Below are 23998 nucleotides of genomic sequence, written 5' to 3' on the forward strand. Positions count from 1 at the left end.
GATATGATAATATCAAATCTTTTGATTTTCATTAGTTGTGAAAATTATCAAGCTAATCTTTGTAAAAGATTACGCAAAGCTAATTTTTTATTTTTGTCTAGGCAGTTGAGCTAAATGCATCAAATTCTTTTAGATATGCTTTGGATTTTGAATGAAAATTTTTAGTTTTTTAATGATACCTGGAATTAAATAACATTTGTGTAAATGATTGTTATTACCGACAATTTCACTTTATTTTTCAATTCTACCGATAAAAAGTTTTTTGCTAATTATTGTATTTAGTAAATATTTTAATATTTTTTCATTATTTTCCCTCAAACGACATTTGATTAATGTATTACAGTGCAAAGTTAACCTAATCTTTATTATTAGAAAGGTGAAATTAGTGCATTTTATTATAACTAAACATCGTATTTTATAGATTTTTAATATGTTAGAGCGTCTAATATTTCAGACGTATGGAAGCAAATACTATGCCATAGTATTAAGATATCAAATATCTGTTTGTTGATTTGATTCCAGCTATTTATTTGATTTTATTTTAGGTCAAGGTAATATACTATCCTTAAATTACTCTTAGTTTATAATTTTTGTACCTTTACATTAATTTGATAATTATAAATTTTTAACTGATTTAGCATAATGTATTTTGCAATTTATTAGTACTTGGAATTACATCAAAAAATATTTGAGCAACAAAAGTTTAAGATACTAGAGTTTCTGCAGCTTTTGCTTGCTTATTGAAGCAGATTAAATTTTATGAAAACAGAAAATATTGAGGATACTAGGTCAATAAAAAGAAAATTTTTATTGTAATTTATACAATTTAGTCGATTAGTAATGATTATTTAACGTTTTTAGTAGGGTCGCTTATCAATAATATTGATATAATAAACTTCATCTTGCTTATGATAAAGTTAGGGTGTAATTATCAAATAATTATTTGAAATACAATAAGTGTTTAATAAATTTTACTGGTTATAAGCAATGAATCAAATAACCCAAAAGCTAACAATTCGCAGATGAGTTTTATCGAGACCTTTCAAGCACTATAATGATAGGAAGGATATATTTTATAAAGCAGTAATTATTATAATTTGCTTAGCTTCTCATCATGCGGTTTTTTTATTTACGATAACAAAGTAAATTTTGTTGTCGAATAGAATTTTTCGCTGTTTTACACGATAGCTAGATGACATTTACTCTGTTTAAATCTCTACAATAGACTATAATCTATTTGCTTATTAACGAAGATAAGCTCATCTTATTGCTAGTTATGGAAAACCACTTGTTGAGCTAAGCAGCATATCCACTATAACTTGACAAAATTTTCTCCTCTTTAATTATAGTCAATGTATTAGTATCTAGAAGTATTATAAAAAATTATAATAACCTCCTATACAGCATTTGCACCATGAAGAATACAGAAAAACGCAAGAAAAAACATTAAGCGCACGCTTAATGTTTTTTCTACTTTAATATATCAAGTCTCAGATGCTATCTATTTTTAGATACGGACCGTTTGTTAATATGGTGTAGTGTACTATTTTAAGCCAATATTTGATTAAATAGCCTATAAAGCAACTCTTAGATGCTAATAGCGTTTTTTATGTTATAAAATTGGAATAAAATTCGCTCCTATTCTACAGCCCGAATTGTTTATTTAGTGGAAATTGCCGTTTTTTTGGGTAACGGCGAATAAAAGAATGCAAGAGCATGGGATAGATTAAATAAGTATAGTCATGTATTTTTGTAAGTAAAAATCATACACATATGTAGTGAAAATGATAATATTCATCACCGGTACTCTGGGTAGAGAAGTATTTAAGTATTTTCTTGTGATATTCCTTAATTAAGGGGCGGCGAATATAATTTTTTTAAATTATTTAAAATAAAGTAAATTGCTTTGACCAACATGAATTCAGAGACGCTACTGCATTTTGCATGTAAATTTCTTTAACGGATATTTGTGTTAGACACGTATTTTCTTTAATGTTGTGTCAAATCTAATAATATCCCTTAATCTATCTAACAAATGCTACTTCGTGCGCCGACATAGCTCAGCTGGAAGAGCATCTGATTTGTAATCAGAGGGTCGCGGGTTCAAGTCCTGCTGTCGGCACCAAAATAGTTGTGTGCTGTCGGTAATTCTTTATATTATGCACAGGTAAATTTTGCTGCATAAGTAATAATCTATTGTACTTAACTGTTAATAGCTTGTAATACATTATCAATCTTATTGATATCGCGTTACCGTTAAATGTGTTAAGATACACAAAAGCTTTTGTAAAAAACAATTGGTGCGCTATAAGCAATTTGGGTTATATTAAGGATATAAATTGCTCTGATTAAGCAGAGTAGGATGGCTATTTCATTCAAGATTTTAGTTAATTTAGTTTTATACTCAAATTTTTAATTGATTTTTAATAAGCGAATATTTGCCTATTAAGCTGTTTAAACATAGCATAATTTTTATTTTACATAACAGTGCTGGTTAATTAGTAGGTAATATTTAATTAGTAGGTAATATAAAGTATATTGTAAACGTACATGTAGAATCTTATAGTATGTTTGCACTATTTTTAGACGAAGTTTATTAGATTAATTAAAAAAATTAGCTCTAGACTAAAAGAATTTTATTTATCAACAGATAGTTAATTTTTTAATGTAGCTAAATATAAAGTTTTATGTAAAATATAGTTACTAGCTAAATAATTACGCGGGTTATTTTTATAATAAATATTAGTTATTCGAATAGTTATTGCACAGAATAAAATATTTATGTCATGATAATCTTTAAAATGTTTGTTGATTGATTACTCGCATGCACAATTCTCATCTATTAATTTTTAATTAATCGATGATGAATATCTAAATTCAAGCATTACTTAAGGGTAATTGAGATACTATTGTTACGTGCAGTTGTGCTTTTCTCTAATAGCCTTCTTCATAATTTTTAAAAAAACCCTTGCTTGTGGTGGAATTTTACGTATTGTAATGGCTATTATCGGCAGTTTGGAATCCTAATAGAGCTTATAGCTATTGGCCGCCGTATTTAGTTTAAATTATGTTGCATCAATTAGCCCTTTCCTAAGGGGCGGGTGATGGCTTCGGTTGTGATATCCACTTAAGGAGTTAAGGATGGGATATTATGAAAGCGTTTTTATCGCACGTCAGGATGTTTCATCCGCCCAAGTGGAACATCTGACAAATCAGTTTGCTGACGTGGTGACTGCTTTGGGCGGAAAAGTCAATAAGCGTGAGTATTGGGGTTTACGCACGCTCGCCTACAAAGTGAATAAAAATCGGAAGGGCCATTATGTACTCTTTAATTTAGATGCACCTTTCGAGGCAGTAACTGAGATGGAACGTTTAATGCGCTTGAATGAAGACGTGCTTCGTTATATAACTATCAAGATTAAACGCTTTGAGGAAGGCCCTTCTATTATGATGTGTATTAAATCTAATCGTGATCGTGGCCGCGGAGAGCGACGTGAACGTGAATATTTTAGCAAAAGAGATACATAATGAGCAAATTACAGATTGTTCGTGCAGCTGTGCGTCGGCCTTTCGTGCGGCGTAGGAAGTCTTGTCCATTATCTGGAACTAACGCACCAGATATTGACTACAAGGACGTTAAGCTGCTCTCTCGTTTTATTTCCGAGCGAGGTAAGATTGTACCAAGCAGAATTACCGCTATATCGGCCAAAAAGCAGCGTGAGTTAGCTTGTGCTATTAAACGTGCTCGTAACATAGCGCTTTTGCCGTTCGTAATAACTTAGAGTATTAGATTGGTATCTAATAGCATTCTGGAACGTTCTGACACGACGGCAGTCATTGATGAATTATGATTGGCTAAAAGTTGGAATGGCGGCGACAGCTAGTGCTCTGATGGCTGTTGCTGTTCATCCTTCACCTTTATTTGCTGTTCTTCAGTTATCTCTAACCTCTTTGCCGATTTTTTTGATAGGACTAGCATACGGTGCATTTCTGGGCGTAACGACAGCTGCTTCTGCTTTTTTTTCATTAGTATTTTCGTTAGGCATAGAACCCGCAGTTTATCATGCGATACTAACTGGTATTCCAACTGCTTTAATGATTTGGCAGATAGAACGAAGCGGTAGTCATCCAATGGTTTTACTGTTTACGTTGATTGCTTATGCTTGCGGGATGATAGCTTTAGCTGGTGTGTATTTATCAGGTAGTCCTAATGGCATGCAGGGAGTAATCGCCAATGAATTGCAGCGAATATACGAGAAAATTTTGCTTTATGCGAATAAAGATGGACAATTACCAATTACCGCAAATGAGCTACACGACATACTGTCTGCATTAGCTGGTTTATTTCCGGCTTTCAGCGCTGCTGGCTGGGTGATGGCAACAACAGTTAGTGCTGTTTTGGCGCAGTTTGCTTTACGCCAATTTGGAAAAGCAATTTTTTCTACACCAGACATCGCTGATTTGCGGATTCCACGCTGGATTATTTTTATATTTTTAGCGGTGTTAACTTTGGCTTACTTACCTCATGGCGTTGGTTTTGCTGCTAAAAATATGGTTCTAGTTGTATTAATGATTTTTTTATTTACTGGGCTTGGTGTTGTACACGCTTTTGCACGATGTAGCACTAATGGTAGATTTTGGCTTAGCGGGGCCTATACTTTGCTACTAATTTTTAATTGGGTGACGGCAGCAATTATTGTGTTGATAGGGGCTCTGGATGTGATTTTTGATTTTCGTCGTCATACTAGGTCTCCTACTCAGGAATGAATTGTCACGGAGGAGTAATTGGTGAGCTGTTTGCTTCACAAGGCTATAGACCTAATGTAAGAAAATCAACGGAGGTGCGTAAGAGCAATCAAGATTAAGGAATAAGATTATGGAAGTTATTTTGCTGGAAAAAATTGATAGCCTCGGTCAAATGGGCGATTTAGTGTCAGTTAAAAGTGGATATGCACGTAACTACCTAATACCGCAAAAAAAAGCTTTACGTGCTGATCATTGCAATGTAAAGCTTTTTGAGGAACGTCGTGCTCAGCTTGAGGCTGATAATCGTGAGCGTAAAGCTAAGGCAGAAGAAACTTTAATAATCCTAAAAAATATGGCTGTTACTTTAGTTCGTGCAGCTAGTGATACTGGAAATCTTTACGGCTCAGTATCAGCTCGTGATATATCTGATGCAATTACTGAGGCTGGTATCAAAATACATCGCCACCAGGTCAAATTGGATAAAGCTTTGAAAGGACTTGGGGTAGAGCTAGTGCGTATTATTTTACACCCGGAAGTAACAGTTAATGTAACTGTTAATATTGCCCGTTCTCAGGATGAAGCTATTAGCCAGCTAAAAGCGCATAGCAAATAAATATAGTTTGATCTTTTATTAGTAAAAATATTTAATTAATAATTTTATTTTTGTACTCCAAATTGGATATCTTGTAGATGCTATATTATTCCAATTCATGATCAACGATTGAATTCATGTATTATTTCTTTGGGAGAATTTCTGCAACATTGATGCTTTTTGCATAGCCCGCTTAATAGCTAATGATTTATATAATGATTGTTTATTAGTTGTTGTTGTTCATACTAGCATGCGATCAAGTTGTATAACCCAATTAATTAATTTGAAATTTGTTCTTAGATATGCAGTTGATTGACGTATCGTATATTTATTCAACAAATCTTTTGTGATATAAAAGTAATTTTTATTGTTAATCAATAGAGCATAAATATAACCTCTGAGAGAGATTGTATTATTTTAAAAGTAGTTTAATTTTTGACCTTTGGTGTTGGCGGAAGTTGGCAATTATAAAATTGGACATTATTTAGATTTGATTAAAGCATAATTTTATCTTACTTAAAAAAATTGAGTTAAAAAAAATAATGCAGTAATAAAAAAAATTAAAGGTCTGAAATAACTCAATATATCTTCAACTCTGTTGATAAGAGCTAAAAGCCTTACTTTTTATCTCCTTTGTTGAAAGGATCTTAACTGCAGCAGAGTGCAAAGAATGATTACGAGCAGCTACGATGTGTGTAGTAGATCCGAGTTTTACCGGAAGACCACTCCAATCTGTTAGCAAACCGCCAGCGCCAGTAATTATAGCGGATGGGGCAAGATAGTCGTAATCTTTGAGGTTTGATTCTACAACTAGATCAATAGTACCAAATGCTAACAAACAAAAATTGTGGCAATCTCCGCTAAACAATGTAAGCTTGCATTTTGATTTCAATGCGTTAAATATTTCAGCATCTAAGCAATTAAACATATCTGGTGAAGTAACAGTTAAAATAGCCTGATCAAGTGTTTTGTGAACCAAGGACATTAATTTATTCCCATTTATTGTGGTGGTAACTTCGGGGCCACCAATCCATCGCTCGTTTAAAATCGGGCAGTCAATTAACCCCAGTATTGGGTTGCCCATATGTAGCAATCCTATCATAGTGCCAAAGCTTGGACGACCTGCAATAAATGCTTTTGTTCCGTCAATTGGGTCAAGCGACCACACATATTCAGCATCCAGATTCTTTGGAGCAAATTCCTCGCTAGCGATACCGTGATCAGGAAACTTATCTTCAATCATTGCTCTCATGATCTTTTCGATCCTACGGTCAGCTATGGTCACTGGGGTATTATCGTATTTTATGTCAACAATATTTGGGGTACGGAAATATTGTATAATGATAGGACGAGCCGCGTTTGCTAATTCGATTGCAAAATCCATTGCTGCTTTAAGCATAAAATTTACCACAAGTGCTAAATTCTTAAAAATTTAAGATTTTTTCTAAAAGCTTTTTAATTTTTTATTTATAAATCTCTTTATCTCTGAGCAAATTGTCTAAAGAGTGAGCAAAACATATCTTATACTAATAGAAGACTAGATATTTTCTGTCCGTGATATGCAGCTGCTTATTATTGGGGAGACTCGATAGATTCGCCCATAGGATCATATGCTCTGCTGTATATTCAAAAAAAATCGTTTTCATAGTAATAAACTCTAAAAGCTAAAAAATATTTGTAAAATTTTTTACAGTATTGTGTAATGAGTAATTATTAGGCCTATGTCCTAATGATACTTGCATCCAACTAAATCATATTTAAATATATTAGCAGCCAATTGTTGAATCTACGAGACCAAAAATATTTATTTGTTTATTTTTCCCCATTCTTCGGCTTAGCATTTCTGTAATATTTAAATATTAATTAGTTATTTAAGAAGCAATTATACTAAAAGATAATATAGAAATGTTAATAACAATTTTATCCTTTAAATAAATCCTTACTTTTGTTTAATTTTTCTAGATAAAATTGTATGCGATTAATATTTTTAGCTTAACATAATTATCAGCAGGCTAATTTATCTAACATATCATCTTAATATGTTTAGTTGATTTCTAGCAAAGGTATTGCAGCGTTTAAGCTTTGTTGTCATCTTTCACTTTATTTATTAAACAGATTAACTTCATAGAAATTTTTTGTTATTATACGGCTATTGTAGATAAAAATTGCATCACGCATCTTAGATGATTGAAGATATTTGTAAATTGGTACATTTTAATCGATAATTTTCTACGTTATGTTTTTTTTGCTTAAATATTGCATGGAATATTTATATAATATGAATCTAAGATTATTTTGTGGCCCGAAATAGTAAAGCATTTGCTCTTAGATGAATCCAATCTTGCTTATTCCTGCTCGGTTAAACTCGTCGCGCCTACCGCAGAAAGTACTTGCCGATATTAACGGAATGCCGATGATTCTCCAGGTATTGCGCAACGCTCAGGAGGCTGATATCGGCCCTGTAGTAGTTGCTGCTGGAGATCAAGCAATCGAGGACGTGATAGTGCAGGCTGGTGGACGCGTTGTAATGACTGATCCTAGCTTACCTTCAGGAACCGATCGAATTCATCAAGCTTTAGGCAAAATTGATCCGGATGGTATTTATGATGTGATCATTAATATCCAGGGCGATATGCCTATTTTTGAAAGTAAAATTGTGCATGCGACTATTAGAGCTTTAGTTCGAATATCGAACGCTGACTGGGGAACAGCAGCCAGTGCAATTACAGATCCGGATCATTTCGACCCAACTAGTGGTGTTAACAAAGTAGTAACCTCATGGGAGGCTAATGGATTGTTCGGTAGGGCGTTATACTTTTCTAAGTACCCAATTCCTTGGGGTGATAGTGAAGTATTTCATCATATAGGCCTTTATAGCTATCGTCGAGCTTCGCTTGAGAGATTCGTTACCTTACCGCAGTCACCATTGGAACTTAGCGAGCGCTTAGAACAGCTTCGAGCTATTGAAGCGGGAATGCGTATAGAAGTTGCTCGAGTGGAAACAGTTCCTCTTAGCGTTGACACTCAACGCGAACTTGATCAAATCCGCGCTCTTGGGCATGTGATAAAAAAAAGTGCTATTAATTAATATTAATTATTTAAAATAATCTTTAATTACATAAGTAATTGCTCTTCATAGTTACAAAGATCATAGATCTTTAGAATAATTTGCATATATTGGGTATGTTTTTAGTAATCCTATTTACGCATCAATATAAGAAGCATTTGCATCAACACGAAAAGAATATATTGTTGAGCGTATATGATTTATTTAATATAAGCTTAGGTAGAATTCTCTTTTTCGAGAACGAAGATCATTTCGCTTAAAAACTAATCCAGCAATTCTAACATTAGATTAGCCCGACATCATAAGAATAACAAAATAATTATACTACTAAGTGACTATTATTATCGTTTTATATAATGTTTTTAATTTTGATCTCGCGGTTAATCAATAAAGGATTTTACTACTAAGTATCTTAATTATGATAAAATTTTTTTCAGTCTGAAAATTTTATTTTTCAATAATATGAATAGAAGAAAATTAATCTTTAATAGTAGCTAATGTTGTTTTGTTCATACCTGAATCTCCAGCAACGTTTGGTTGCTCTAGTTCCAGCTCTTGAATACGCTCGCTGCGCTTTGTAACTTTTTCGGTAGAAATTCTAATTTGGCGAATATCGTCGATTGTTTGCATAAAATGCCTATCAAGCTTGCATACACGTTCGTCTAGTCGTATTATGTCATCTAATAGCTTGTGAACCTCATCTTGTATTACATTAGCTTGCTCTCGCATGGAAGCATCTTTCAGTATTGCACGTACTGTGTTGAGCGTAGCCATCAAAGTAGTTGGTGATACGATCCATACTCGACGACGAAAGGCTTCCTGCACTACGTTTGGTAGATTTGAGTGCAGCTCCGTATATACAGCTTCAGAAGGCAAAAACATCAGCGCTGATTCTGCAGTTTTACCGGGTAAAATGTATTTTTCAGCTATAGCTCGTAAATGTACGCTAACTTCTTGAGCTAAACGCCGACGTGCAGCTGCGCGCTCATCATCCTTTTTGGACGCTTGGAGCAAATAATATGCTTCTAACGGAAATTTAGCGTCGATAGCAATTACGCCTGGTGGATTTGGTAGATTTAGCAGGCAATCAACCCGAAAATTGTTGCCTAAGGAAGCCTGAAAACTATAAACGCTTGGTGGCAATGTCTGAGTGATTAGATCTTTAAGTTGGATTTCTCCAAATGCACCGCGAGCCTGTTTGTTTGAAAGTATAGATTGTAATTCATCTACTTGACTTGATAAATCTGTAATATTTTTCTGAGCGCGATCAATTATAGCTAACCGCTCCTTTAAATTACCAATGGTTGATTCGGTTGATTTTGATGATTTTTCTATGTCTTCGCTGATCCATCTGTTCATATCATTTAGTCGTTTGTCTAATTTATTTGAGATTTCGCGTTCTTGGATCTGAAGGGCTTCTGCTATGCGCGCTTGGGAGGTGATTTGACTATCGGCAATTTGAGCTATGCGGCCTGAGAGTTGCTCTTGGCTAGCCGATATACGCTCTGTTAAAGTTTGCTGTTGTTCATCTTTTTTTGAACGAGCATTCTGCCCTAGAATAAAGTAAGTTACGATTAAGATACCTGCAATAACAGTTACTAGTAAAATAATATTTATTTCTGTCATGCTTTATGTTTAAAATTTAATTTTTAATGAAATTTTAATATTTATCAGCAGTTAACTAAGAGCACCCCATGACAGTACATTTAATTTAATGCTATGCTAAATATCATTATTATTCTTTATTGCATGGTTATATGCTAATTAAAATTCTTTAATTTTATTAGGAAAAGCTTTATGATTAACCATTATATTGCTCATATTGTATAATACTATGAGATGATAATGTTAACAAGATAATGAAATCTTGTAGGCTGCCTATATCTACTTGTATTGTTTAGACAAAAATTAATGATTGACTTGATATTATGTATTTAGATCTTGATATTTGCAGTAGTATGTTTGTTTTATAATGCAAAGACCAGATCTCCAAAGTGATTATTAGTGATTTAAGGTAATGTACATCTTACTGTATTAAGTCTTATAAACTATAACTAGCATGAGTAACTTTTACTAAAGGTAGTAAATGCAGTTCTAGATTAAGATTAAAATTTTTATAATGTCTGATAATAGATTATCTTTTAACAACTTATAACAAAAAAATTTTTTTTGAAATATTTTCTCTATATTGTTCGCCTGTAACAATCGGGAAAGTTTTTTTTAATTGAAAAATAAGCTATTTTGCTTTACTCAATAAATTTATCAATAATATACGTTAATTATAAATAACAGATGCACTGTTAGTTTAACCTAAAACAAGATTCATAAGAAAATTTTATTTTTATGCATTTTGATATAGAACCTTGGGCAAAGTAAATTGTTTTCTCAAGTAGCATCAGGCCATCGAATGCAATTAATTCTGTTGTTGGTTAGATAATTGTTAATTATGGCTAACTTATTTGACAACATCAAGTGATGTTGTCAAATAAGTTAAACCTACGTTTTTTAATTTGTACAGTAAGATTAGTGTATAATTTTTTACATAAAATAAATACCGAGTTACTAACTGCTAAAACTATATTTTAGCTTATATTAGGTCGCAGTTTAGATATTGTCATGCAGTTAGCTTCTTTTTTACGATTATTGCTCTGATGATATCTTTAAGAAATTTACTTATTACTAATATTAGTAAACATTAGTATTGGAAATAGATCAAGGCATAAAATTTCTGCAAATTTACAGGTTAATTTGATAATAATCAAGTATTTTAGGTAGATACGTGTTTATAACTTTTAATAAATTATAAAACTTTATGATTAGCCGTAATTAAGTTGAAAAAATATACCAATAATCTTCATATTTTTATAATTTTATCCTTGTGTCTTATTTTACTACAATGAGCAAATTACTTGACGTTTGGCATTAAATTCGATATTAATTTTACTTGCATTCCATGAATTTTGGATAACTATTGCTATTAAGCTTATTAAAATGCCTTATAAACTTTAATAAATTTATAATTTCACGGTATCTGACAGTAGTTATCATATTCTTGATATAGTAACTAAAGTTTATATGGGTTGATTTTGATCATACTGTCAGACAGGTATATTAACATGGCAAAACAGTCAATAATCTGGGCACCAGATCCTATTCTAAAGGTTAATTGCACTCCTGTTGCATCTGTGGACAAGAAGATTATTAGTCTGATGGAAGACATGCTTGAAACCATGTATGCTGCACCGGGCATCGGTCTTGCTGCCCCGCAGGTTGGTGTAACCAAGCGTGTTATTGTCCTAGATATTTCTAAAAAAGATGATCAACAAGCTCCGCTGTGCTTAGCAAATCCCGAGATAATTTGGAGATCATGCGAGAATATTGTCTATGAGGAAGGCTGCTTATCGTTGCCTGACTTTTATACGGATGTAGAGCGTTCGGCTGCTATAAGGGTGAGTTATACTGATCGTAATGGTAATAAGCGACAAATTAATGCCGAAGGACTACTAGCAATTTGCTTGCAGCATGAGATTGACCATATTAATGGCATACTTTTAGTTGACAATGTTTCCACCTTAAAAAGAAATATCTTTCTTAAAAAGATGATTAAAGTAAAAAAAATCGCGCGCGAAAATAGACAATCCAACATAGCTACTGCTTGATTGTGATGATATCAATGAATTATCCCCCATTAACAATAGCCATGATGGGGAGTTCAGATTTTTCAGTTCGGATTCTTCGTTCCTTGGTTGATGTTGGTCATGATATCGTTTGCGTTTATGTACCGTCCTCTCGCTCTAGGGGTGGTTGCATAAAAAAAAAATTAACTTCGATTGAAGATGCTGCGATTAAGCTAGGGATATCTGTGCGTACACCATGTAGTTTGCGCGATCCGCTTGAACAGGAGATTTTTTTTTCTCTTGGCCTTGATCTTCTTGTGGTTGCAGCTTACGGATTGATATTGCCGAAGGAAATCTTGAGTGCGCCAAGGCTCGGTAGTATTAACGTTCATGCTTCTTTGTTGCCTAGGTGGCGTGGGGCTGCTCCTATTCAGCGTGCAATCTTGGCTGGTGATACGAAAACTGGCGTTACTATTATGCAGATGAATTTAGGGCTGGATACTGGTAATGTGCTTATTAGTGGTACGGTGCCTATCACGAGGCAGAGTACCTTTCAGAGCTTGGAAACTGAATTAAGCCTCCTTGGTGGGGAACTTATCGTTTTAGCAGTTGAAGCTTTAGCACACGGCGAGCTGATTAGTATACCCCAGCTAGAAAAAGGGGTAACGTACGCCAAAAAGTTAAATCGTGAAGATGCCCGACTTAATTTCCACTTGTCAGCTATAGTGCTTGAGCGATTAGTTCGTGCTTTTAATCCTTGGCCAGGAGCTTTTTTTAGATATAATGGTGTGTCTATTAAGGTGTTTGAGGCAAATACGCTTAATGTTGGACGAATTACTAATTTTCCTGGTACTGTCCTAGATTCAGAACTGAAGATCTCTTGCGGTGATGGAATATTTTTGCCGAGCGTTGTGCAGAGACCAGGAAAGAAAATAGTAAACGTAGAAGCTTTTTTGCGTGGTTTTCCGATTAAGCCTGGAAGTATATTGGATTAGGAGTGTTGATTTGTGCCGCGTTTTAAGCTAAAAATTGAATATGATGGACGGCCCTACATTGGCTGGCAACGTCAGTTATATGGCCCTACAATTCAAAATTTTTTGGAGAATGCCGTATTTAATTTTTCAGGTGAACGCGTGGAAGTAGCTGGAGCTGGGCGAACTGACAGGGGAGTGCACGCTACTGGTCAGGTTGCTCATGTTCAGTTAGCTAACCATAAATTTGACGCTCAAAGAATTATGAAGGCTATTAACGCTTTAATTAGTCCTGAACCTATTGTGGTGGTGGAAGCTGAAGAAGTAAAAGAAAGTTTTCATGCACGCTTTTCTGCTGTCGAACGTTGTTATCGCTATGAAATTTTAAATCGACGAGCACCGACAGCACTTTATCGTGGTTTAGCTTGGCACGTAAAGACTCCGCTCTTCTTGGATGCAATGCAGGAAGCTGCCCAACGCCTGGTTGGACATCACGACTTTACTAGTTTCCGTTCTAGACAATGTCAATCGAGATCCGCTGAAAAGACCCTGGATCAATTGGATATTTTTCGTGAAAGCGAAAATCGAATTTCCATTATTGCTCGTTCTCGATCATTTCTTCATCATCAAATGCGCAACATCGTTGGCACGCTCGCATTGGTAGGCATAGGGAAATGGACCTCTTGTAAAGTATCTGATGTGCTTGCTGCGCGTCAGCGTTCTGCAGCTGGTCCAACTGCTCCAGCTGGAGGACTTTACCTAACTAGCGTCAAATATCCAGATGAACACTAAATCTATTTATTAGCGATTTACGATTTGTACATTACTATACTACACACTATAACTAAATTTTTGAATACTGATTTAGTAAATTAGTTCGAGGAAATTGGTAATGATCAGGGAGGATTTTTTTAAATTTAGCTAAGATAATATGAATAGTAAGCTATGCTATAATAACGAACATACAGGAAATACCTATAGTTTTTATTTTGATACAATTTAATTAAAAAACAATAACTTAACGATTATTTATCTATTAAATAGAATCAATCAATGCTTTAATTGATATAAATTATGAGAATACATACAAATAGATTATTACTTTTATTAACTATATAAGCCAATAGTATAAAATTGGTCTTATCGAATAAATTTACATTATAATTAGTGAATATTTTATTTATTAGTTATACTCATCAATAAAAATATGATCCTAGTTACTTAATATTATTAAGTTAAATTCAGCGGATAATGATTAAATTTATTTTAAAATAGGCAATTATGCAATTAATTATATTTTTGTTAGATTTTGTAAATCTTAGTTACTAGGCAAGCTTTGCTTTTGCTTAATTTTTAGTAAAAATCATCCGGATTTATCTGGGTTATTGTTGGAGCTGATTTATTATTACTAAAACGTTATTGTTGAAATTCATATAAGTAGCTTTTTACTTACGCGGGTTTAATCTATAAGATGTACACGCAGTTGCGTTTTTTTCTTCAGGATTATTTATGCTAAATTATACGTGTATAACTGTGATTATTATTTCCTCTAGCTTGTTAACAAGGTATCTTCGTTGTCTTTGACGCTTAAAAATTAAATGTCTTTCTTAATTAATTGACTATGATGAATACTCTAGCGGGAGTAATTGTTAATTAGACAGTTGACTTTACTCGATTTGAGTATTTTGGCATTTTCTCTTAAATGCAGTACTTGCTGCGCCTATAAGCGAATTTTTTATCTAAATTTCTAGTGCTTTTTTATTTTTCGCTATTAATAACCCACTTAGCTTGTCTTGGCTAGCTATAGTAGATTTTCTTTTATTTCTCACAATAGTATTTTATATAACGTAACTGTATTATAAAAATACATTTGCGTTGTTCAATTTACTTAGTTAGCTTAATCATCTATTTGTAGAACTAGTGAAAGTTGCTGTTTTAAGCAGATCATGGTAGTTAATTATATTAAAATTTTTACCTGAAGATGGCTTTATTTTAGTAAAGACTATTAATCAGTTCAATCCTTGCAAGGATTGTCCGCTTGAGATATAGATTATCAAAAAAGCACTAACTGTGGAATTTGTTTTTGGATTAGTCTTATTCTTTAGCTTAATCTCAGTCTTTTTTTTAACTAAAAGAACGTTAATATCAGTCTTGAGTTTATGCAAATTAACCTATAAAATATGGCATCAATTGTAGTTTATGATGTAAAAACCATTTACGTTATAGTAACGGAGCAATACAGCTACATAAATCAAGTTTACAAAAGTTTATTTTGGTCACAAAAAATTATTTATTTCTGTTTTAACCATTAAATTGTTTGCAGTTATTTGACTAATTTTTGGCATAATGCAGTGTATTATCACACAGTGGGGTAATTCTGATTAAAATAAATCAAAACGATAAATTTAATCCATTAAACTTGCTATATGAAGTATGTTTTATGCGCAATATTTTACTATTGTGTTCCTTTTATTTGTACTATTTGCTAATAATGTTCTATTGTTGTTAGTATTTTCGTTAACAATCAAATTGATTATGATATCTTGAAAAAAATTTTGGCCGCATGCAGGATAAAGTTGTAAATTATTTTCTTTTTTGTTGGCTAGAAGTGTAAATTATTCCAGGAGAATAGATAAATGGTTAGGTATGTGTAAATTTAAGTTTGAGTATTAAGAAGAATTATGATTAACGAATTAGCATTTATAAAAATGCACGGTCTAGGTAATGATTTTATCGTTTTGGACGGTCGTAAATCAGAGGTAGCTTTGAGTCAAGAGCAGTTTCATATAATGAGCGATCGTTGCCGTGGGGTAGGTTGCAATCAGTTACTTACTATTTTGCCGCCAAAGGATAAAGGTTTTGCCTATGTGGAGATTCATAATTCCGACGGCTCCCTGGCGGAAGCTTGCGGTAATGGAATACGCTGTGTAGCTTCTCTGCTAATGGACGAGGATAACGTCAACAAAATAGTACTGGAAACTATGAATGGCAGTTTAGTTTGTACACGTTCATCTAATGAATGCGTGACTGTTTGTATGGGCAAGCCAAATTTTAATTGGAGTGATATTCCAATTGCTGTAGAAACAGACACTCTAAAGGTTACTGTGTTAGGTGCCGAATCGTATGGTCCAGCCACCATGGTGAATATAGGGAATCCTCATGCAGTTTTCTTTGTAGACGATGTTGAGATTTTAGATTTACTTAGTATTGGTCCTTTAATTGAAAATAATTTAATATTTCCGAAGCGATCTAATGTCGAGTTTGTGAAAGTCTTATCACCTAATAGGTTGCGCGTGCGTTTTTGGGAGCGAGGTGCTGGCATGACACAGGCTTGTGGTTCAGGTGCTTGTGCTACTGTGGTGGCTGGTATCTTGCGTGGAGTTATAAATGGTCGTTCTGCTAGCGTCGTACAGGACGGCGGCATATTGGACATTACTTGGGGTAGTGATGAACAAGTATATATGACTGGTCCAGTTGCAATAAGTTTTCTTGGAATAATCGATTTTTCTATCATTAAATCTTGAAATATAACATTCAATAAAGAAAGATTATTGCAATATTTTATATATTGCAATAAATATTGTATTGTTTTTCAAGCTAGTATCGTATGCCTTATGATTTTATCTTGTTACTACCAGAAGTTTCTCCTTTTTGAGGAATATAAATAGATAGAAGATCCTTCTTTAGTTAAATTTTTGACGAGGTTGATTTAGATATGTTTGATTGCTTACTGGCGTAATGTTTTTACTTAGCTTATTGTGCTAAGCAATCTACTTTACCAATTGCACAAGCTAATCGATTACTTAGCTAATAAAATTAGGGAGGAAATTGTATTTGGAATTAATTTTTTAAGGCGCTATTTGATAGCTAAGATTGCGGGTTTGTGGCGCTAACGATAGTGAAATTTTTTAATATTATTTTAAGTAAACAGTTATCCTTAAATATAATTTTTTTTATTTACTAAGCTTGTTCGCTAAGCAATTATCGATTATTTAAAATATCAATAATTAGTTGAAAGTAATGGTTAGAGTAATACTAATGTATTGTTGTCGCTTTGTATACTGCAATTACTGCATCATATCAAATATCAAATAAATATTAACAAATAAAATAATTTTTCGATGCTGAGTAGCTAATTAATTTTTGTAATTGCTTTATGCATTGATCAATAGATACTTCTAATAATAGGGTAATTGTTTTAATACTTATTTAAAAAAAATGTAAGTCAATATATTATTAATTATTTTCTTATCCCTTTATAATTAGGCAATAAAAACTTGATTTTACCTATTTTTAATCCTAATAATTGCTATTAGCTTATTTTTACTTACACAAGTTAATTGAGAATAACTGTTAATCGTATTGTGGTTTTTATTTTGTTGTTGCCGGCATTTGTGCGGCATTAAATGCCTGCTTATTTTTAGGTTCTCCGTAACTAGAAAGAAAATAATCTTAGGTTTTTTAAGCAAAGTATTTTATTAATTATTGTAAACAGCCGCGTTGCATAATTTTTATCGATCTCTGCAATATTTTATTTAAATTACCTAGGGCATTAATTAACGTAAAATACCTCTATGATTAAACGAAATATTAAATAAATTGCCCATTTTAAACTACTTATGCTACCTCATACATTATACTAGAAGACTCATTATTGCTATAAATTATCATTTAATAAAATAATTGCTACTATTTAATCTATAGGTATATTTTTTAGATAATTAATCTATGACTTGTTAGAGCATTGGCTCGCCTGGTTTGATGATTTTTGCTTAAAAAAAATAATCTAAACTTTTATACTATGGCTTATATGAAATAATTCTTTTCAATTGTAATTATTCTCCCCCTAATGTTTATTAGGTATTTTGAATTATTATTTTTGCCCAGGTTGGCAGATTGAGTATGTCAATTGCTAGGCATGTATTTCCTTTATAATCAATTAGGTGTAAGCAAACTTTTTTATTTTACTACGATAAGCATATTTAAAAGGATTTATTTTTGAATGTTTTATGCAGCAAATCATTACTATGAATAGTGAATATTTTTACTCTAACGCTAAAAATAAAAGTCTTCTTTTTCGCTTAATTTAGCATGCTAACAATTAATCATATTTTTTGTTGTTCAGTAAATAAACTTTTATTATACTTAAAAGTATACCTCATAGTAATTACCAAGACTGTTATTAAAGCTGCCTGCAGCGTAAGTTGATCAAGTATGCTTCTGGATATCTGAGTTGGATCGATATATGAAGATTGATGCGTTATGATTAATTATTCTTAGCATAATTCTTAATGTCTTAGGCAGACTTATGAGCTATTTCAGTGAGTTGACTAATTCATAATAATCTTATAAACTTTTTTAAAGATGCTTATAATTTTTTAATCAAAGCTGATCTTTGCTTATAGTTAGACTGTTTTTTATTGCGTTTTGTTACATTAGCAAAAAAAATGCTATTTTTAACGGCATTAATAAATGTTTTGGGATAATAATAAATTATATGCAAACAGCTAGTAGGCAAGAATCTTACGAATTGTTTCAACCAACTTAGCATTATTTACTAAAATCTGACTACGTGTTGTCATGTCTTTTACCTGGTAAATTCCACTGATGAATTCTTTTTCACCAGCAATTATAGCTAATCTAAATCCCTTACGATCGGCATATTTAAATTGCTGACTGACCTTGGCATGCTCTGTTGCAATTTCGGTTGCAATTCCTGCTTGCCGGAGTGTTCTGGCAATACTTAAATAGCGCCCTAAATGGCTAGGATTAAATACAATAATTAAGACTGGGGCAATGTTAGGTTTCTCTTGCTGAAGTAATCCTTGATCCATCAAATGAATAATCAGACGGGTTAATCCAATAGACATGCCAACGCCAGGCAACTTACGATTACTATATAGGTTAGCTAGATTATCATACCGTCCCCCAGAGCATATGCTGCCAATTGTAGGGTGATTGGTTAAAGTTGTCTCATATACTGTGCCAGTATAGTAGCTAAGACCTCGGGCGACAGAAAGGTCAAGAATAAAACTATTAGGTGTTAAGCCAAGACTATAAACTATCTTAGAAACTGTAGTGAGTTCCTTAATACCAATCATATAAGTTTCATTCGTTTTATGGCTTTGCGCTACTAAAGTAAGCAATTTGTCGATTACCTCATCTGCAGGACCTCGCAAGGATGTATATGCTATGATTAAATCTACCTGTTTATCTTTCAACTTATACTTTTGGAAAAACTGTTTGCGTATTTCATCTTGTCCTACTTTTTCTATTTTATCAATCAGTCGCAAAGCGTTAGCGATTGAGCTAGCCGGAATACCCGTGTTTAACAATAAACCTCCTAGTAATTTACGGTTGCTCATGCGAATTTGGAATGGCCCGATATTCATATCTTTAAATATACTATCAATAATTATCGGTAGTTCAGCATCATTTATCAAATTTAGTGTCTGATCGCCAATAATGTCGATGTCACATTGAATAAATTCGCGGTAACGACCGGACTGCGCTCTTTCACCACGCCATACCGGCTGTATTTGATAGCGTCGAAATGGAAAAATTAACTTACTTGCATGCTGTGCCACGAAACGTGCCATAGGAATTGTTAAATCAAAGCGGAGCGCAAAATCAGTTTCATTGTTGCTAGCAGCCAGCCTATGTACTCCGTATATTTGCTTTTCGATATTGCTATTGTTTACTTCTTCTTTTGCCGCAATCACCTCACGCAGCTCGAAGGCTGAAGTCCTTAATGGTAGTGCTCCTGTAAGCTCAAAATGTTTTCGCACAATATCCCGGTAGTGATTAAAGGTGATCTGCTCAGCAGGTAGTAATTCTCGCATACCGCTGATAGAACGAGGGCGAATCATAGCTTTTATAATTCCTTAGTGGATGCTTATGCTTTATATTCTGTTAATAGTCCAGATACCTTATAATTAATTCTACAGCAATTAAGAAATCATAAAATTTTTATTTTAAAATTGAACAAGTTTAGATACAAATATGCGATTTAGTTACAAATTATTAAAAAGATCTTTATCACAAGATAATGCAATTGAATTATTAGTAGATATAGAGTAAATTATTAAAATATCTTAGTATTAAGAAGATTGTTTTCCACCACTTTAATGTTTTACATTAATCATTGTTGTTTTATTTAAATTCAAGAGCTTTGCTCATGTTAGCTTATTGCTATAATAAGCTAACAATTATAAATTGTCTAATGTTATAGTTATCTATCTTATAAACTAAGAAACACCTACCTTGTAGGTAAATAAAAATTTATGTGGTTTTGAATCTATTTTTATTTTTTTACTTCACTTAGGTTAGCATTTTAATTTAAGTAATTACGGTTTGACAGATTCTGGATAATTTAGATATGTGGATGGTTAATACAACCTTAAATTTTTAAAGAAGCAGATAACTGTTATTATACTTTTTTTTGATAAAAGTAATTTGTACCTTGTTATAAGGTATAATAATAATTTTGCATTGAAGCTAAATTTTAAGTTAAAATGTATTATAGCAGCGCATTTGCTGCTTTGTACTTAGTGCTAGAAACTCTAATTGGTTGGATGATCAAGATAAATTAACTATGTTATCCGGAAATTTAATTCTTTTCCAAATTAATATATTCGTAGATAATATAGGAAGATCTGAGCAATGTCATTTAATATAATTAAAATAATATTACACTAATAATAGAATTAATAATACTCGCTATTTCATCAGAAAGCTTTTAAACTATAATGTAGAAATATACTGTTGTTTTATTAATTATATTTCATAAAATAATCTATATCATCTTCTATGGGATATTTCATTGATTAATTTATAGATAAGTTTATAACTATAATGAATATTATTTATTTTATGACTTTTGAATTATATAGGCAAGCCTATATGTGTTGCATTTTTATATAATAGCGATTTCTATATTAGAAAAAGAACTAAATAATTTTTTATTTTACTAACGATTATTTTGGATTGTTTTTGATTTAAAAAATATTAATTCATAAATTAAAAGCTAATCAATTTGTCTTGTAGACAAAGATTGATTTAACCATCGAATTAATAAGATTAACAATATTCCGCCTTACGTGATTGATAATAATAAGCTTATTTTAGTAAAAACTGAGTAACAAGATTTGATAAAAATCCACAAGTGGAAGTTTTTTAACTACATTGAGCTGTGGATAACTTATTGAAAAATAAGTTAATTACTTGGCTGATTTAGCTCAAATAGCGATCAGGCTATTGGCTTAAAAGATTTAAATTAACGTTACGATCGCCATATAAAGATTATCAATCTTTATATGGCGATCGATTAAACTATCAACTCTATCGAGAACTGGTATTATCCTTGCTGCTAAGCAGCAATAAATAACTTATTATTTTTGTTAATCAGCATGAATTGATCGGTTATTTTTTGTCAATAATAAAAGAATGATTGAAACAATATGATAGAATATAAGAACACATCGCATAATTTACATGCTAAAAACCTAAACATCCATAGTCTTTTTACACTATGATGATATACTATTTGATTTACAGAGTATCCAAGCTGGAGCTTACGAAAGACTTATCGAGGATAATGTTTAATTTTGTTATACAATTTGTATATCGTCATTTGACGAGAAATGTCTTATCAAATACATGTGGTTATTAAATTAGCATTTTAATTCTATTAAATCTATCTTATACTACAGAAGTTAGATTTTATCTAAGTTATTAAATTTGCCAACACTAGATAATGTTTATTTGATTTTATACTATTGATACAATAAAATTCCTTAAAACTTTAATTATTGTAGATTGATTACTGATTATAAATAAAGCTGCAATCAATAACGTTAATAAAGAAATTAAATAATTCACTAATTTTTATTTATTATCAGCAAATTATTAAATTTTAAGGCTAAGCAAAAAAAATTAGTATTGTAAAATGTATATTCTGTATATTTTTAATTATATAAAAATATACAGAATATACATTTTACAATACTAATGCAGTATCTAACCAATAAACTTACAATAATTATAACATTTATTAGTGAATATTTATTGCTTAATAAGATGCAACAAGTCAGATGCCTCTATCATTAATTTATTTTTTTCTTTAGAGTAGCTATTCCTTTTAGCTTCTGAGGTAATTAAACTAATATTAGCGTCAACATTAAGCAATATAGATTGGCAAGATGTATTTATCATATTAGCTCCTGTATAGACATCGCTGAGAATTGTTTTACGACAGATTGTAATAGCTTCGTGAGCAATGTGTAAGCCAGCTACACAATGACTGGCAGCAGATATTGGTACGTCGGTAGCTTTTATTGCTGCTTCATTTGTAGCGACTTGGCGAATTTTGTTTTCTGTTTCGTTCTTATTTGGTTTATTTTTGGTTTTCATGAGACTTGAAAAGCATTCAATATCCTCTATTAGACTAACTTTTAATGCATCTATCACAAATTGGCTACGTTTAATTAAATTAATTAATTTATCTTTATTATTTGCTTTCTTAATAGAAATCTTAAGTGCCATTATTACTAGCGCCATACCCGTTGCAGCATTATAGACGCCCACCGAGCCTCCACCTGGAACCGGCTCATCACTAGAAATTGATTCAAGGAAATCATTGATTGATTGTTCAAAAAACATGTTGTTCATCAAAAGTATCCTTGCATATTCATGCACTTCAAAAGGTTGGAAAAGATAATTACTGAGGTTAATGAACCAACACCACCAGGCACGCTGCTGTAAGCCATTACTTTATTAGCTGCTTCAACATCAAAATCGCCAACCAATTTATCATTTTTATAAGCAATTCCTGCATCAATAATTACATGTTTAGCCGTTACGTTATTAGCATTCAGTAGTCCTGGCTGCCCGGTTGCCGTAAAGATAAATCGAGCTGGTGTGAGAATAGTAGCAAGATCCTTACTATGACTATGCACAATGGTTACAGTAGCATTTCGATTGATTAACATAGTAGCTAATGGTTTCCCCACAGTTGGACCACGCCCTATTACAACTACTTGTTTTCCAGAAAGCCAATCGATAGACTCAGCAAGTTTAATACAAGCCTGTGGTGCAGCTGGACATATTGCTTTATTTTCTTGTCCTTGTTGAATAAGTGCTTGATTTAAAGGATTTAGTCCATCTATATCTTTCTTTTGGTCAAGAATAGATAGCAATCGGTTATGATCTAGATCAGCACGTACCGGAAGATCAATTATAATGCCGTGAATTGAGTTATCGTTATTTGATACACGAATTAGTGCTTCACAAGCTTCATGTTTTTTGTTAGCAGCAAGCTCGATTATCTTCATAGTAATGCCAAGATTATCTGCTTGCTTTATTTTGGAAAGGACATAAGGCTTAATTGCTGTATTATTGCTAGCAATAATTGTTTGGATTGTTGGATTTATACCTTTAATCCTATAAGCATTAACCTTTGCTTTTACTTCAACTTTTATTGAATCAATTATTTTATTAGCCTTGATTTTCATTATAAGCTTTACTCTTGTTATGCAATTATTATTAAACTACTAAAGACAGTTCACAAGCTATGTTCTGTTCGAGGCGAAGCTTTAAAATCTGAATATTTGTTACTTATCGGCAGATGATATCAATTTTCAGTAAAAAATGCACAATGTTTTATGTTAAGATAGTCGCTTAAAATTATCCTCTCGGTTTATAAATTTCATTAATATATAACAAGAATTATCTGTTATTGCTTTGATACTTAGTTTAGGAAGCAAATTATGTCAGCTAATTTTAATATAAATGAAGTAGTAAGTAGAAATATTTTATCTTAAAGGTGAGTAAGCATAAGCAAAGGCTTATAGCCTAGTGAAAAATATTTTTATCTAGTTATTTATATTAGTATTGATGATAAATGCATTATTGAATAATCCTTGTCTAAGAATATCTATAATTTTCTTTTAAGTTATTGTACTAAAAATTATAAACGTTCAGTAAAGTATTTAGCTAAGATATTAGG

Annotated in this window: 14 protein-coding genes and 1 tRNA gene; 10 read left to right on the forward strand and 5 right to left on the reverse strand. The window is 32.2% G+C overall.

What is annotated here, in order from left to right; genetic code table 11:
• The first annotated feature begins 2049 nt into the window (after positions 1–2049).
• From P856_RS01025 to rplI, 5 genes are all read left to right on the forward strand, one after another.
• Positions 2050–2125: transfer RNA gene (locus tag P856_RS01025), tRNA-Thr, on the forward strand.
• 1016 nt (positions 2126–3141) lie between these two features.
• On the forward strand, positions 3142–3528 hold the full coding sequence (gene rpsF, locus P856_RS01030; protein ID WP_025300322.1) for a 30S ribosomal protein S6: 387 nt from the start codon (positions 3142–3144) through the stop codon (positions 3526–3528).
• Positions 3528–3782, forward strand: a complete 255-nt coding sequence (gene rpsR, locus P856_RS01035; RefSeq protein WP_025300323.1) for a 30S ribosomal protein S18 — start codon at positions 3528–3530, stop codon at positions 3780–3782. The genes rpsF and rpsR overlap by 1 nt, the downstream gene beginning before the upstream one ends.
• Before the next feature lie 58 nt (positions 3783–3840).
• A complete protein-coding gene (locus P856_RS01040) occupies positions 3841–4767 on the forward strand; it encodes a DUF2232 domain-containing protein (RefSeq protein WP_025300324.1) in 927 nt (308 codons plus the stop codon).
• A 109-nt stretch (positions 4768–4876) separates the two neighbouring features.
• Positions 4877–5359 carry a 50S ribosomal protein L9 gene (rplI, locus tag P856_RS01045; protein ID WP_025300325.1) on the forward strand — a complete coding sequence of 161 codons (483 nt, stop codon included), beginning with the start codon at positions 4877–4879 and terminating at the stop codon, positions 5357–5359.
• 568 nt (positions 5360–5927) lie between these two features.
• Here the strand turns inward: rplI and P856_RS01050 are convergent.
• Positions 5928–6737, reverse strand: a complete 810-nt coding sequence (locus tag P856_RS01050; protein WP_044214831.1) for an inositol monophosphatase family protein — start codon at positions 6735–6737, stop codon at positions 5928–5930.
• A 930-nt stretch (positions 6738–7667) separates the two neighbouring features.
• Between P856_RS01050 and P856_RS01055 the strand changes: the two genes are divergently transcribed.
• Positions 7668–8426, forward strand: a complete 759-nt coding sequence (locus tag P856_RS01055) for a 3-deoxy-manno-octulosonate cytidylyltransferase (protein WP_025300327.1) — start codon at positions 7668–7670, stop codon at positions 8424–8426.
• A gap of 456 nt (positions 8427–8882) precedes the next feature.
• Here P856_RS01055 and P856_RS01060 read toward each other — a convergent pair whose 3' ends face one another.
• The gene (locus P856_RS01060; RefSeq protein ID WP_025300328.1) at positions 8883–10031 is read right to left on the reverse strand and encodes a DNA recombination protein RmuC; all 1149 of its coding nucleotides are present in this window, start codon (positions 10029–10031) and stop codon (positions 8883–8885) included.
• Between the two features lie 1490 nt (positions 10032–11521).
• Here P856_RS01060 and def point away from each other — a divergent pair.
• The 4 genes from def (at position 11522) to dapF (ending at position 16517) form a co-directional block, all read left to right on the forward strand.
• Positions 11522–12064, forward strand: coding sequence for a peptide deformylase (gene def, locus P856_RS01065; RefSeq protein ID WP_025300329.1), 543 nt, complete (start codon positions 11522–11524; stop codon positions 12062–12064).
• A 14-nt stretch (positions 12065–12078) separates the two neighbouring features.
• The gene (gene fmt, locus P856_RS01070) at positions 12079–13017 is read left to right on the forward strand and encodes a methionyl-tRNA formyltransferase (protein WP_227028676.1); all 939 of its coding nucleotides are present in this window, start codon (positions 12079–12081) and stop codon (positions 13015–13017) included.
• 12 nt (positions 13018–13029) lie between these two features.
• Positions 13030–13785 (forward strand): tRNA pseudouridine(38-40) synthase TruA, encoded by a 756-nt coding sequence (truA, locus tag P856_RS01075; RefSeq protein ID WP_025300331.1) that lies wholly within the window; start codon positions 13030–13032, stop codon positions 13783–13785.
• A 1889-nt stretch (positions 13786–15674) separates the two neighbouring features.
• Complete coding sequence (gene dapF / locus P856_RS01080) at positions 15675–16517, forward strand: diaminopimelate epimerase (protein WP_025300332.1); 843 nt, start codon at positions 15675–15677, stop codon at positions 16515–16517.
• Between the two features lie 1983 nt (positions 16518–18500).
• Here the strand turns inward: dapF and hisS are convergent.
• The 3 genes from hisS to P856_RS01095 all read right to left on the reverse strand — a co-directional run bounded on the left by hisS (position 18501) and on the right by P856_RS01095 (position 23504).
• Entirely contained in the window at positions 18501–19862 is a 1362-nt protein-coding gene (hisS, locus tag P856_RS01085; protein WP_025300333.1) for a histidine--tRNA ligase, read from the reverse strand.
• A 2194-nt stretch (positions 19863–22056) separates the two neighbouring features.
• Positions 22057–22662 carry a cyclodeaminase/cyclohydrolase family protein gene (locus P856_RS01090; RefSeq protein ID WP_025300334.1) on the reverse strand — a complete coding sequence of 202 codons (606 nt, stop codon included), beginning with the start codon at positions 22660–22662 and terminating at the stop codon, positions 22057–22059.
• Positions 22662–23504, reverse strand: coding sequence for a bifunctional 5,10-methylenetetrahydrofolate dehydrogenase/5,10-methenyltetrahydrofolate cyclohydrolase (locus P856_RS01095; protein WP_025300335.1), 843 nt, complete (start codon positions 23502–23504; stop codon positions 22662–22664). Before P856_RS01095 ends, P856_RS01090 begins: the two co-directional genes overlap by 1 nt.
• Between the last annotated feature and the right edge of the window lie 494 nt (positions 23505–23998).

The organism is Candidatus Endolissoclinum faulkneri L5 (assembly GCF_000510265.1).
Lineage (GTDB): Bacteria > Pseudomonadota > Alphaproteobacteria > Thalassobaculales > Thalassobaculaceae > Thalassobaculum > Thalassobaculum faulkneri_A.

Coding starts and splice junctions, on each gene's coding strand:
- P856_RS01055 (WP_025300327.1), top strand. CDS start 7,668: ATGAATCCAATCTTGCTTATTCCTGCTCGGTTAAACTCGTCGCGCCTA.
- dapF (WP_025300332.1), top strand. CDS start 15,675: ATGATTAACGAATTAGCATTTATAAAAATGCACGGTCTAGGTAATGAT.
- P856_RS01060 (WP_025300328.1), bottom strand. CDS start 10,031: ATGACAGAAATAAATATTATTTTACTAGTAACTGTTATTGCAGGTATC.
- hisS (WP_025300333.1), bottom strand. CDS start 19,862: ATGATTCGCCCTCGTTCTATCAGCGGTATGCGAGAATTACTACCTGCT.
- rpsF (WP_025300322.1), top strand. CDS start 3,142: ATGGGATATTATGAAAGCGTTTTTATCGCACGTCAGGATGTTTCATCC.
- rpsR (WP_025300323.1), top strand. CDS start 3,528: ATGAGCAAATTACAGATTGTTCGTGCAGCTGTGCGTCGGCCTTTCGTG.
- rplI (WP_025300325.1), top strand. CDS start 4,877: ATGGAAGTTATTTTGCTGGAAAAAATTGATAGCCTCGGTCAAATGGGC.
- P856_RS01050 (WP_044214831.1), bottom strand. CDS start 6,737: ATGCTTAAAGCAGCAATGGATTTTGCAATCGAATTAGCAAACGCGGCT.
- fmt (WP_227028676.1), top strand. CDS start 12,079: ATGAATTATCCCCCATTAACAATAGCCATGATGGGGAGTTCAGATTTT.
- P856_RS01090 (WP_025300334.1), bottom strand. CDS start 22,662: ATGAACAACATGTTTTTTGAACAATCAATCAATGATTTCCTTGAATCA.
- P856_RS01040 (WP_025300324.1), top strand. CDS start 3,841: ATGAATTATGATTGGCTAAAAGTTGGAATGGCGGCGACAGCTAGTGCT.
- def (WP_025300329.1), top strand. CDS start 11,522: ATGGCAAAACAGTCAATAATCTGGGCACCAGATCCTATTCTAAAGGTT.
- P856_RS01095 (WP_025300335.1), bottom strand. CDS start 23,504: ATGAAAATCAAGGCTAATAAAATAATTGATTCAATAAAAGTTGAAGTA.